Here is a 12,378-nt window from a genome sequence, read left to right as displayed (position 1 = left end):
CTCTAACTAGATGGGCGAGAGAGTTCGCAGAACGGACATGGCTCGACGACGAGAGACCTCGACGCGCCGCCTACGGGCCCGTCGGGGCGGTCGGCACCGCCGTCGCGGTCGGCTCGGCGGGCGGCTCGGCGTGGTGCTCCAGGGGCGTGACGCGCACCGTCGCGATCCGGTAGCCCTCCATGTGGACCACCTCCAGCGTGGCGCCGTCGACGGCGAGGGTGTCGCCGACGACCGCCAGTCGTCCGAGAGCGTCGAAGACCCAGCCGCCGACCGTCTCGTACGGGCCCTCGGGCAGCGAGACGCCGGTCTGCTCCTCGAGCTCCTCGACGATCAGGCCGCCCTCGACCTCGCGGCTCTCGCCTGCCTCCAGGGCGCCCTCGCCGCGGTCGCCGGTGTCGTACTCGTCGTAGATCTCGCCGACGAGCTCCTCGAGCAGGTCCTCCAGGGTGACGATGCCGTCGGTGCCGCCGTACTCGTCGATGACCACCGCGATCTGGTGGCCGTCGTCGCGCATCGTGCTGAGCGCCGCCAGGACCTTGGTCGTGCCGGGCAGGGCGAGGATCGGCCGGGTGATGTCGGCGACGGTCGTCGCCTGGTCGCCGCCCGCCGCGGGCACCGACGCCATCAGGTCGCGCACGTGCACGAAGCCGAGCACGTCGTCGCGGCTGACGCCGACCACGGGGTAGCGCGAGTGCGGCAGGGCCAGCACGGTGCGGTAGCCGTCGCTGACGGACGAGTCGCCGCCGAGGAACGACACGTCCGGCCGTGGTCTCATCACCTCGGCCACCCGGCGGTCGTCGGCGTCGAGGACGTCGGCGAGGATGCTGCGGCTGTCGCGGTCGATCTCGCTCGTGTTCGAGATGATGTCGCGGACCTCGTCGGCCGAGACCTCGTCCTCCTTCTGGTCGGGATCGAGCCCGAGGAGGCGCCCCACGGCGTCGGTGGACACCGACAGGAGCCAGATGACCGGCCGCATCAGCCGGGCGAGGGCGTTGAGCGGCGGCGCCAGCGCCTTGGTGAACGCGACGGACTTCTGCATCGCGAGGCGCTTCGGCACCAGCTCGCCGAACACGAGGGAGAGGTAGGCGACCACGAGCGTCATGCCGATCAGCGCGACGGTCGACGCGACGCTCTCGGTCAGCCCGAGGGCCATGAGCCCCGGCACGAGGTCGGGCGCGATCGTCGAGGCGCCGTAGGCCGACGAGAAGAAGCCGGCGAGGGTGACGCCGATCTGCACGGCCGAGAGGAACGTGTTCGGGTTGCGGACGAGCTGCCCGATCTTCCTGCCGCGGTCGCCGCTGGCCTCGATCGCCCTGACCTGGCTGTCGCGCAGGGTGACGATCGCCATCTCCGTGCCCGCGAACACCCCGCCGACCAGCACGAAGAGAACGACGAGGCCGACGTTGAGCAGGGTGTCCGTGTCCATGCGCGAAGTCTGGCGACGCAGGCCGGGAGATCACCTCGAACGTGCGCGAGGTGCACGGACGAGGGGCCGGGCACGCGCTCGGCGTGCCCGGCCCCTCAGGGTGCGGAGCGGATCAGCTCTCGGTGCCGCGGCGGCGACGCACGACGACGACCGTGACGCCGGCGAGCATCAGCGCGACCGCGGCCAGGGCGGCCTGCAGCACGCCGTCCGAGCCGGTGAACGCCAGGGCGCTCTCGACGGGCGACGCCGGTGCCGGGTCGGCGGCTGCGGCCTCCACCGTGATCGTCAGCTCGCCGGTCGCGCGGCCGCCGTCCTCGCCGGCCACCGAGTAGGTGATCGTCGAGGTGCCGGTGTGGCCCGGCGCCGGGGTGAAGGTGACGCGACCGTCGGTCCCCACGTCGTAGGTGCCCTCGCCGGGCACCGTCACCGTGGTGACGAGCGTCCCGGTGGCGGGGTCCACGAGCCGGACCGAGCCCGGGTCGAGGGGCGACGAGCCGGGGCCGTCGTTGCCCGCGACGTCCACCGTGACCGGGGTGCCCGGCCGGGTGGTCGTCCGGTCGGCCACGGTCGTCGGCGGCGTGCCCACGGTCACCGTGACGGTGGAGGCGCTGGTGCCGCCGTCGACGTCGGCGATCGCGTACGGCGCCGTGGCGTCGCCCGAGAACCCGGCCTCCGGCGCGAAGGTGATCGCGCCGGTCGTCGTGTCGACCGAGAACGTCCCCTGGCCGGCGACGACGAGGGTCGTCACGAGGGCGCCGGAGGGGTCGGCCAGCCGGACGCTCGTCGGGTCGATCGGCGTCGCCGCGTTGCCCGCGACGTCGTTCCGGAGCGGGTCGAGCGTGACGGGGGTGCCGGCCGGCGTGCGGGCGGCGTCGGGCGCCGCGGTCGGCGCCACGGCGGCGACGGTGACCGTGACGCGAGCCGTCGCGGTCTCGCCTCCCTCGTCCGAGACCTGGTAGGTCACGGGCGAGGTGGTGCCGGCGAAGCCCTGCTCCGGCGTGAAGGTGACGACGCCGGAGGCGCGGTCGACGGTCCAGGTGCCCTCGCCGGGCACCGTCAGGCCGCGGCCGCCGTCGGAGACGACGGCTCCGGTCGGCTGACCGGCGTCCGTGAAGACCACGGTCGCCGGGTCGACGGGGGTGCCCCCGGCGACGCCGGGGCGGTCGTTCGTCGTGACGTCGATCGCGACGGGGGTGTTCTGGTCCGTCGAGGCGGTGTCGGCGGCGGCCTGCGGGCCGACCGCGGTGACCGTCACGGTCAACGAGGAGGTGGCGGTGCTGCCGTCGACGTCCGACACGCGGTACGACACCGGCAGGGCCTCTCCCCGGAACCCGGAGACGGGCGTGAAGGTGACGTCGCCGGTCTTCGGGTCGACCGTGTGGACGCCCTGGTCGGGGACGGTCAGCGTGCGGCCGCCGGCCGAGACCACGGCGCCGTTCGGCTGACCGCCGGCGGGGAAGACCACCGAGGTGCGGTCCAGGGGCGTCATCGGGTTGCCCGCGGCGTCGGTCGCGAGGACGTCGACCGTGACGGGCGAGCCCTGCTGCGTGCTGGCCGTGTCGGGGGCGGCGACCGGTGCCACGGCGTCGACGGCGACGGTGAGCGACCCGGTGGCCGTCTCGCCCCCGGTGTCGGACACGCGGTAGGTGACCGGGGTAGCGGTGCCGGTGAAGCCGTCCTGCGGGGTGAAGGTGACCGCGCCCGTGCTCGGGTCGATCGTGTAGACGCCCTCGCGGGGGACGGTCAGGGTGCGGCCGTCGCCCGAGACGACGGAGTCGGTCGGCTGACCGGCTGCCGGGAACACGACGGAGCCGGGAGCCAGCGGGGTGCCGCCGGCGACGCCCGGACGGTCGTTGCGGACGACGTCGACGGTGACGGGGGTGTTCTGGCTCGTCGAGCCGGTGTCGGCCGACGCCACCGGGGCGACGGCGGTGACCGAGGCGGTGATCGTGGCGGTCGACGTGGTGCCGTCCGCGTCGGAGACCCGGTACGTGACGGGGCTCGCGTCGCCGCGCAGCTGCGGGTCGGGGGTGAACGTGACGGCCCCGGTGCCGCGGTCGATCGTCCAGACGCCCTGGCCCGGGACGGCGAGGGTGCGGCCGCCGTCGGTCAGGGTCGATCCTGCCGGCTGCCCGGTCGCGGGGAACACGACGGACGTCGGGTCGAGGGTGCCCTGGTCGTTGCGCAGCGGGTCGACGGTGACCGCCGTGCCCTGTCCGGTCGTGACGGCGTCGTCCTCGGCCACGCCGACGTAGGTCACCGCGACCTGGCCGGTCGCCTGGCCGCCGGCGGCGTTCGCGACGGTGTACGTGACGGGCGTCGGGTTGCGGGTGGCGCCCTTCTCGGGAGTGAAGGTGACGGCGCCGGTCGTGCGGTCGACGGTCCAGACGCCCTCGCCGGGGACGGTGAGGGTGCGGCTGTCGCTGCTGAGCGTCGAGCCCGGGACGGCGGGGGCCGTCAGGGCGAGCGTGCTCGCGTCGGGGTCGCCCGTGGCGCCCTTGAGCACGTCGACCGTGACCGGCTGGCCCTGGCGGTTGCCCGTCGAGGTCGAGTCGGCGACGACGGGCTTCAGCGGGTTGGCGAAGGAGCACTTGACGTCGCCGCCGGCAGCCGGAACGGTGAACGACGCGGACGAGCCCTTGCCCTCGGAGACGGTGGTGCCGTCGACGAGGTTCTTGCAGGTGTACGAGGTCGAGTAGTCGGCAGGGTCGGTGGTCGCGTTGCCGGGAGTCTGCGTGACCGTGTACTCCTGCCCGGGCAGCAGGATGATCGGCCCCGCGGTGGCGGGGTCGCCGTCGGGCGAGGTCGTCGCCGAGGGCTCCTTGGTGATGCCGCCGCCGCCGAGGGTCACGGTGAACTGGTCGTCGCCGTCGTGGCGATCGCCCGAGAAGGCGGCCTCCACCTGGCCGGTCGAGGGCGCCGCCCGCGAGCCGAGGTCGGTGATGGCGACGCTCACGGTCTTGCGCTCGAGCGTCTTGCCGGTCACGGGGTCCACCTTGAGGAACCCGTTCGTGCCCGTGCCCGCGACGTAGAGGTAGCCGTCGTCGCCGAAGGCGAGCGAGTTGAGGGCCGCGGTCGGGGTGATGGGCGGGCCGACCTCGACCGCGGTCGTGGCTCCTCCGCCGAGGTCCGCGGCGTCCACCCGGTAGAGCTGGGCGAGGGTGGAGCTGCTCGAGATGAAGTAGAGGTTGCCCTGGCGGTCGAAGGTGAGGTCGCCGTTGCCGCCCGGGGGGTTCGGGGCTGTGACCGTCACCGCGTCGCTCGCGACGGTGCCCGTGGCGGGGTCGTACGACGCGAAGGAGAACGTGCTGCCGGACTGGCCTCCGAAGAAGAAGCGCCCGCTCTTGGGGTCGACACCGCCCATCGTGGTGCCGACGGCGGCGCCGGGCGTGCGCGGGGTGCGCTTCCACGACTCGTCCTTGGCCGTGTACTCGAACACGAAGTCGGGGTTCGTGAGGAACAGCTTCTTGCCGTCGCCCGAGACGCCGATCTGGTTGAGGTCCACGGGGGCCGCGCCCCCGTCCTGGCCGGGGACGGTCAGGACAGTGGTGGCCGTGCCGGTCGCCCGGTCGACGGAGAGGATGTTCGACGAGGGCGAGGTCCGGCTCGACTGCGTCGCGTAGAGGCCCGAGACCGGGAACGGCTCGGCCGCGGAGGCCATCTGGGGGGCGATGAGCGCCGCGCCCCCGGTCGCGAGGACGACGGCCGTGGTGGCGGCGATCCACTTCTTCAGGGGCGGTCTCGGTCGAGCGCGGTGTGCTGCGGTCACGGGTTCTCTCTTGCGTCGGGTGCTGCGTCGCCGTTCTCGGGAAGGAGGCGCAGCCGAGTCGGGCGGACGCGCGGCGCAGGCCGGGTCGCCCGATCCGGGTCGGGTGGAGGTCGCTCGGGTGGCGACCGGAGAGAAGTTATCGGCGGCAGGGGGACCACTGACAGTCCCCCGAAGCGGGGACCCCGACGCTCCGGCCCGGAGGATCCGTCTCGTGCGACGGGCGGGGGCGGGCGCCGTCCCCACCACTGGGGGCAGGCCCGCGCCGTCCGCACTCGTCGGGCGGCCAGGCGCGGCGGCGCACGCGCCCTCGACGTCAGGCCCGGTCGTGCAGGGTCACGTGGTAGCCGTCGGGGTCGGCGAACGTGAAGGTCCGGCCGAACGGGCCGTCGATCGGCTCGGCGACGACGGTCACGCCGGCCTCGACGAGGGCGTCGTGGATCGCCTGCACGTCGGTGGCGTGCAGCCAGAGCGCGACGCCGAGGCCGGGCTGGGCGACCGCGTCGAGGTCGGTGCCGGGCAGGAGGCCGCGCAGGGCGAAGGCGATCGGCGTCGTCGTGAAGACGACGGCGTGCGGCGGGCCGGCGGGCGAGCGGACGAGTCCGAGGTGGGTCTCGTAGAACGCCTGGGAGGCGTCGAGGTCGCGGACCTGGAGGGAGACGAAGTCGGGGCCGGTGACGGGCATGGGTGCTCCTGTGCTGATCGAGGTGAGGTGAGGTGCGGTGGTGGTGTCGCATGTGTCAGTCTGCTGACATGCGTCAACCTATGTCAGAATGCTGACATGAGTCAAGGCATCGACCTCGAGACGTCGCTGGGCTACCTCCTCAAGGAGGCGTCGAGCGCACTGCGGACGGCGATGGAGGAGGTGCTCCGGCCGCTCGGCATGACGGTCACGCACTACTCGTGCCTCGAGCTGCTCGCGCAGCGACCCGGGCTGTCGAACTCGGAGCTCGCCCGCGGGGCCTTCGTGACCCGGCAGTCGATGAACGTCCTGCTCCAGGCGCTCGAGCGCGACGGGTCGGTGACCCGGCCCGCGGAGGCGCCGGTCGGCAAGGCGCTGCCCGCTCGCCTCACGCCGGCCGGGCAGCGACGCCTCGCGGCGGCGACCGCCGCGGTGCGCGGCGTCGAGGTGCGGATGCTCTCGGGGATGAGCGAGGCCGACCGGCCCGTGGCTCGTCGCCTGCTGCGCAGCATGGTGGTCGCCCTGCAGGCCGACCCCGAATGACGACCGGCTGTCTCGGCGTCGAGGCACCGGGTTGCGGCAGGTTGCTAAGGGTAGGCTAACCTCAGTCTTCGTGACCCCGACCGACACGGCCCTCGTGCCGCCCGCCTCCCCGGCCCTGTCCGGCGACGCGCAGCCCGCAGGCGTCCGCCCGACGCCCGGTGCGCAGGCCGAGGCGACCGCCCTCGTGGCCGACGGGGTCTCGGTCTCGTACGGCGGCTCCGACGTGGTGCACGACGCCCGGCTCGAGCTGAGGCCCGGCCGGGTCACCGCGCTCGTCGGACCCAACGGCAGCGGCAAGTCGACGCTTCTCCGGACCGCCGCGCGGCTGCAGCGGGCGCGCACGGGGACGCTGTCGCTCGAGCAGCAGAAGCAGCAGCAGCCCGACACCGCCGCGCCGGCCGACGGCCTGGCCCTCTCGGTGCGCGACTTCGCCCGGCACGTCGCCCTCCTCACGCAGGGACGCCCGGTGCCGAGCGGCCTCAGCGTGCGCGACGTCGTCCAGTTCGGCCGCTACCCGCACCGCGGGCGCTGGGGCAGGGCCGACCCGGGAGGCGCGGCGGCCGTCGACCGGGCCCTGCGGCTCACCGGCGTGGAGGGCTTCGCCGAGCGCGGCGTCGACCAGCTCTCCGGCGGGCAGCTGCAGCGTGTCTGGCTCGCTAGCTGCCTCGCGCAGCAGACCGGCGTGCTGCTGCTCGACGAGCCCACCACCTACCTCGACCTGCGCTACCAGGTCGAGCTGCTCGACCTCGTGCGCGACCTCGCCGACGAGTCGCAGATCGCCGTCGGGGTCGTGCTGCACGACCTCGACCAGGCCGCGGCGCTCGCCGACACGGTCGTGCTGCTGCACGAGGGCCGCGTCCGAGCCACGGGCACGCCCGCCGACGTGCTGACCCCCGACCTCCTCTCCGAGGTCTGGGGCATCGACATCGAGGTCGACACCGATCCCTCCACCGGCCGGCTCCGCACCCGTGCGGTCGCCCGTCACCACACCAGAACCGAGAGGCTCCACCCATGACCAGCAGACGACGCGTCCTCGCCGTCACCGCCCTCGCCGCCTCGGCCGCCCTCGTGCTCGCCGGCTGCGGCACCACCGAGGAGGCGGCCGGCGGCTCGACAACCGGCTCGGGCTCGGGCGAGCAGATCACGCTCACCGACGGCACCGGCACCGAGATCACGCTCGACGGCCCGGCGACGAAGGTCGTGGGCACCGAGTGGAACGTCGTCGGCGACCTCGTCTCGCTCGGCGTCGAGCCCGTGGGCGTCGCCGACGTCGAGGGCTACGAGGCGTGGTCGTCGGCCGTGCCGCTCACCGGGGACCCGACCGACATCGGGACCCGCGGCGAGCCCAGCGTCGAGACCGTCGCCTCCCTGGCTCCCGACCTGATCGTCGCGACCACCGACCTGCCCGCGGACGCCGTCGAGCAGCTGCGCGACATCGCGCCGGTGCTGCAGGTCGTCTCGGCCGACGCGTCCGACCAGATCGGCCAGATGCAGACGAACTTCGGGATGATCGCCACGGCGACCGGCACCGGCGAGCGGGCCGACCAGGTGCTCGACGCCTACACGAAGGCGGTGCTCGACGGCGAGCGGGCCCTGGCCGACGCCGGCCTCGCGGGGACGAGCTTTGCGTTCGCGGACGGGTACGTCGACGCCGGCCAGGTGAGCATCCGCCCCTACGCGCCGGGCTCGCTGATCAGCGAGGTCACGACCACTCTCGGGCTGCTCAACGCCTGGACGCTCGAGGGCGACCCGGCCTACGGCCTCGCCTCCACCGACGTCGAGGGGCTGACGCAGCTGCCCGCCGACACGCAGTTCCTCTACTTCTCGAACGCCGTCGACGGCGACCCGTTCGCCGACACGCTCTCGTCGAACGCCGTCTGGCAGTCGCTCCCGTTCGTGCAGTCGGGCGACGTGCACCGCCTGCCCGACGGCGTCTGGGTCTTCGGCGGACCTGCCTCCATGACGGCCTACGTGAACGCGCTCGTCGAGACGCTGACGGCCTGATCCGGTGACCGTCACGGAGCCGGCGCCCGTCGCCGACGCGGCACCCGTCGCCGGGGTGCCCGTCGCTGCGGACCGGCAGGAGGTGCGGGTCACGACCCCGCCCCGTGCCGGCCTCGGCGCCGTGGCGGTCGTCGTCGTGCTGGCGGCGGTCGTCGTTCTCCTCGCCCTCGTGGACGTCACGCAGGGCACCGCGGCCGTCGGGCCGCGAGAGGTGTGGCGGGCCCTGACCGGCTCCGCGACCGCGGGCGACGCCTCCGTCGTCGTGGCGTCGCGCCTGCCACGGATGGCGGCGGCGATCCTCGTCGGCGTGGCCCTCGGCGCCGCGGGGGCGGCGTTGCAGACCGTCAGCCGCAACGTCCTCGCGTCGCCGGACACCCTCGCGGTGAACGCCGGCGCGTACGCGGCCCTCGCGGTCACGTCGGTGACCGGTCTCTCGCTCCCGCTGGTCGCCTCCTCGGGCATCGCGTTCGTCGGCGGGCTGCTCGCCGCGGGCGTCGTCCTCGCCCTGTCGGGCCTCGGCTCGGGATCGGTGCGACTCGTGCTCGCGGGCAGCGCCCTCGCGCTGGGGCTCGCCAGCGTGACGAGCTCGCTGCTGCTGCTGTTCCCGCGCGAGACCGCCGGGCTCTACCAGTGGGGGCAGGGCAGCGTCGGACAGAACGGCTTCTCGTCGGTCGCCCAGATGGCCCCGGTCGTGCTCGTCGGCCTCGCGGTGGTGCTGCTCATGACGCGCCGGCTGGACGCCCTCGGCCTCGGCGACGACGCGGCCCGCAGCGTCGGGGTCGACGTGCGCACCACCCGCGTCGTCACCGTCGTCGCGTCGGTGCTGCTCTCGGCCGGTGCGGTCACCGTCGCCGGGCCGATCGGCTTCGTCGGGCTCTGCGCCCCCGCGTTCGTGCGGCCGTTGCGGCGGCTCGTGCCGAGCGTCCGCCGCACCTGGGTCTTCGTGTCGCTCGCCGGGCTCGCCGGTGCCGTCGTGGTGCTCGCCTCGGACGTGCTGCTGCGCGCCGTGGTGGGGGCGGAGGCGTCGGTCCAGGTGCCGACCGGCATCGTCACGTCGATCGTCGGCGCGCTCGTGCTCGTCGTGCTGGCCTTCCGAGCGGCGGACCACGGCGGGTCTACCCCGACCGAGCAGCACCGGGTGGTCTCGCGGCGCCGCTTCGTGCTCGTGCTCGCCGCGCTCGTGGTCGTGCTGGTCGGCGTGGCCGTCTCGGGCGTGCTGCTCGGCGACGCCGTGCTGCTGCTCGGCGACGTCGCGAACTGGGCGACCGGGCGCGCCGGGCCGGTCGTCGGCTACGTGCTGGACACGCGCGTGCCGCGGGTCGTCGCCGCGCTGCTGGCGGGCGCTGCGCTCGCCCTCGCCGGGGGAGTCGTGCAGTCGGTGACGCGGAACCCGCTGGCGGAGCCGAGCATCCTCGGCGTCTCCGGGGGAGCCGGGCTCGGCGCCGTCGTCGCGGTGACGAGCGTGCCCGCGATCTCGGGCTGGGGCGTCGCCGGGGCCGCGTTCGCCGGGGCCGTCGTCGCGGCGGTGGTCGTCTTCGGCCTGGCCGCCCGCGGCGGGTTCCCGCAGAACCGGCTCGTGCTGATCGGCGTCGGGGTGGCCGCCGCGACCGCCGCGGCCATCAGCCTGCTGATCGTCCTGACCGACCCGTTCAACGGCGCGAAGGCCCTGACCTGGCTGTCGGGGTCGACCTACGGCCGCTCGTTCGCCGACTCGGTGCCGGTCGCCCTCGCGCTGGTCGTCGGCCTCGTCGTCGCGGGGACGAGCCACCGGGCCCTCGACCTCGTCGCCCTCGACGACGACACTCCCCGGCTGCTCGGCGTCCCGCTGTCGAGGTCGCGCCTGCTCTTCCTGTCGCTCGCGGTGCTGCTGACCGCCGCCGCGGTCGCCGCCGTCGGGGTGATCGGGTTCGTCGGGCTCGTCGCCCCGCACGCCGCCCGCTCGCTCGTCGGAGCCCGCCACGCCCGCGTGCTGCCCGTCGCCGTCGTGCTCGGCGCGGCGCTCGTCGGCCTCGCGGACGTCCTCGGCCGCACGGTCATCGCCCCGGCCCAGCTCGGCGCGGGGTTGCTGACCGCGCTGATCGGGACGCCGTACTTCGTGTGGCTGCTCTGGCGCGGCCGCGCCGCCCGCGCGCGCTGACCCTCCTGCGTGGGTCGGTGAACCGGCACGAAGTGCTCTCCTGGCCTGCCCGGACGACACTTCGTGCCGTCTCACCCGACGAGAGGCCTCGAATCGACCAGGGAGGCGTCGGCCGGGTCGATCTGCGGCCTCTCGTGCCGCTCGGCAGCGTCCGTGCCGCCGGTGTTGTCGGCGGCGGGGCGTAGGTTCCGAGCATGTCCGAGACGCCGACCGCCTCCGCCGACGCCCCCGACGACGCTGCGCGCGGCGGCGAGGGCCCCGCCGACGCCCCCGCCCGCGCACGGCTGATCCTGCCCGGGCAGTACGGCGACGAGTTCGACGACGGCGGCCCCGTCGTCGTGGTCGAGGCACGCGACGCCTTCACCCGTCGGCCGATGCACCGCGCGAAGGCGCACCTCTGGCTCTCGGCGCTGCGGCACCGGGTCGCCGCGCTCGGCGACCGGGCGACCCACGTGCAGGTCGACACCCTCGACGAGGTGCTCGACGACGCCGCCGGGCTCGGCCCGTTCGAGGTCGTCGACCCGCCCGACCACCAGCTCCGCGCGGCCGTCCGCCGAGAGGGCCGCGACGTCCGCGTGCTGCCGAGCCGCGGGTTCGTGACGAGCGAGGAGGAGTTCGCGACCTGGGCGGCCTCCCGCAAGGGGCGCCTCCTCATGGAGAACCACTACGAGACCGTCCGTCGCCGTGAGGACTGGCTGATCGAGGGCGACGGGCCGGCAGGCGGCAAGTTCAGCCTCGACGAGCAGAACCGCAACCCGCCGCCGAAGGGCGCGACGACGCTCGGCCTGCCCGACCCGGTCTGGCCCGACGAGGACGAGATCGACGACGCGGTCCGCGCCGACCTCGACGCGTGGGTCGCCGACGGCAGCGTCGTGTTCGTCGGCGCCGACGACCGGCGCCGCTTCGCGGTCACGCCGGCCGAGGCCGAGGCCGCCCTCGACGACTTCGTCGAGACCCGCCTCGGCGACTTCGGCCCCTTCGAGGACGCGATGCTCTCGAACGACTGGACGATGTCGCACTCCCTGCTCAGCGTGCCGATGAACCTCGGCGTGCTCGATCCCCGCCACGTGGTCGAGCGCGTGCTCGAGGCCCACGCCTCAGGAGGCGCGCCCCTGGCGAGCGTCGAGGGCTTCGTCCGTCAGATCGCCGGCTGGCGCGACTACGTCTGGCACCTGTACTGGCACCTGGGCGAGTCGTACACGACCGACAACAACGCCCTCGGCGCGACCGAGCCGCTGCCCCGGTGGTGGCGGCAGGTCGACGCGTCCGAGGTCCAGGCCGAGTGCCTGCGCAGCACGCTCGAGACGGTGCACCAGCACGGCTGGACGCACCACATCCAGCGGCTGATGATCCTCGGCAACTGGGCGCTGCAGCGCGGCTACCGGCCGGCCGAGCTCACCGACTGGTTCACGGACGTCTTCGTCGACGGCACCGAGTGGGTGATGCCGGCGAACATCGTCGGCATGTCCCAGCACGCCGACGGGGGAGTGGTGGCGACCAAGCCGTACGCCGCCGGGGGCCGCTACATCCACTCGATGAGCGACCACTGCGGCTCGTGCCCGTTCTCGCCGACCGTCCGGGTCGGCCCGAAGGCGTGCCCGTTCACGGCGGGCTACTGGGCGTTCCTCGACCGGGTCGAGCCGGCGCTGCAGGGCAACCCGCGAATGATGCGTCCCCTCCAGGGGCTCCGACGCCTCGACGACCTGGACGAGGTCGTCGCGCAGGAGGCGGCGCGCACGACCCCCTGACCGGTCGCGTCCCGCTCGGCTCGCGCCGCGCCTCCTCCGGCTGCCTGGTTCGCGCCGCGCCGCGCCTAGCCG

At 74.4% G+C, this 12,378-nt stretch carries 8 protein-coding genes; 5 read left to right on the top strand and 3 right to left on the bottom strand.

What is annotated here, in order from left to right; genetic code table 11:
- Positions 1-70: 70 nt before the first annotated feature.
- The 3 genes from ITJ48_RS07190 to ITJ48_RS07180 all read right to left on the bottom strand — a co-directional run bounded on the left by ITJ48_RS07190 (position 71) and on the right by ITJ48_RS07180 (position 5,877).
- Positions 71-1,426, bottom strand: a complete 1,356-nt coding sequence (locus ITJ48_RS07190) for a hemolysin family protein (protein ID WP_194612957.1) — start codon at positions 1,424-1,426, stop codon at positions 71-73.
- A 112-nt stretch (positions 1,427-1,538) separates the two neighbouring features.
- Positions 1,539-5,195 carry a tandem-95 repeat protein gene (locus ITJ48_RS07185; RefSeq protein ID WP_194612956.1) on the bottom strand — a complete coding sequence of 1,219 codons (3,657 nt, stop codon included), beginning with the start codon at positions 5,193-5,195 and terminating at the stop codon, positions 1,539-1,541.
- A 313-nt stretch (positions 5,196-5,508) separates the two neighbouring features.
- Complete coding sequence (locus ITJ48_RS07180; RefSeq protein ID WP_194612955.1) at positions 5,509-5,877, bottom strand: VOC family protein; 369 nt, start codon at positions 5,875-5,877, stop codon at positions 5,509-5,511.
- Between the two features lie 96 nt (positions 5,878-5,973).
- Between ITJ48_RS07180 and ITJ48_RS07175 the strand changes: the two genes are divergently transcribed.
- The 5 genes from ITJ48_RS07175 to ITJ48_RS07155 all read left to right on the top strand — a co-directional run bounded on the left by ITJ48_RS07175 (position 5,974) and on the right by ITJ48_RS07155 (position 12,306).
- Complete coding sequence (locus ITJ48_RS07175; RefSeq protein WP_194612954.1) at positions 5,974-6,417, top strand: MarR family winged helix-turn-helix transcriptional regulator; 444 nt, start codon at positions 5,974-5,976, stop codon at positions 6,415-6,417.
- A 70-nt stretch (positions 6,418-6,487) separates the two neighbouring features.
- Complete coding sequence (locus ITJ48_RS07170; RefSeq protein ID WP_370544822.1) at positions 6,488-7,432, top strand: ABC transporter ATP-binding protein; 945 nt, start codon at positions 6,488-6,490, stop codon at positions 7,430-7,432.
- Positions 7,429-8,421, top strand: a complete 993-nt coding sequence (locus tag ITJ48_RS07165; protein ID WP_194612953.1) for an iron-siderophore ABC transporter substrate-binding protein — start codon at positions 7,429-7,431, stop codon at positions 8,419-8,421. Before ITJ48_RS07170 ends, ITJ48_RS07165 begins: the two co-directional genes overlap by 4 nt.
- A gap of 55 nt (positions 8,422-8,476) precedes the next feature.
- Positions 8,477-10,558 (top strand): iron ABC transporter permease, encoded by a 2,082-nt coding sequence (locus ITJ48_RS07160; RefSeq protein ID WP_194613392.1) that lies wholly within the window; start codon positions 8,477-8,479, stop codon positions 10,556-10,558.
- 194 nt (positions 10,559-10,752) lie between these two features.
- Positions 10,753-12,306, top strand: a complete 1,554-nt coding sequence (locus tag ITJ48_RS07155) for a cryptochrome/photolyase family protein (protein WP_194612952.1) — start codon at positions 10,753-10,755, stop codon at positions 12,304-12,306.
- Positions 12,307-12,378: the final 72 nt, after the last annotated feature.

The organism is Frigoribacterium sp. VKM Ac-2530, from assembly GCF_015350835.1.
Classification (GTDB): domain Bacteria; phylum Actinomycetota; class Actinomycetes; order Actinomycetales; family Microbacteriaceae; genus Frigoribacterium.
This window is presented reverse-complemented; position numbering and strand designations above follow the sequence as displayed.

Coding starts and splice junctions, on each gene's coding strand:
- ITJ48_RS07180 (WP_194612955.1), bottom strand. CDS start 5,877: ATGCCCGTCACCGGCCCCGACTTCGTCTCCCTCCAGGTCCGCGACCTC.
- ITJ48_RS07190 (WP_194612957.1), bottom strand. CDS start 1,426: ATGGACACGGACACCCTGCTCAACGTCGGCCTCGTCGTTCTCTTCGTG.
- ITJ48_RS07165 (WP_194612953.1), top strand. CDS start 7,429: ATGACCAGCAGACGACGCGTCCTCGCCGTCACCGCCCTCGCCGCCTCG.
- ITJ48_RS07175 (WP_194612954.1), top strand. CDS start 5,974: ATGAGTCAAGGCATCGACCTCGAGACGTCGCTGGGCTACCTCCTCAAG.
- ITJ48_RS07155 (WP_194612952.1), top strand. CDS start 10,753: ATGTCCGAGACGCCGACCGCCTCCGCCGACGCCCCCGACGACGCTGCG.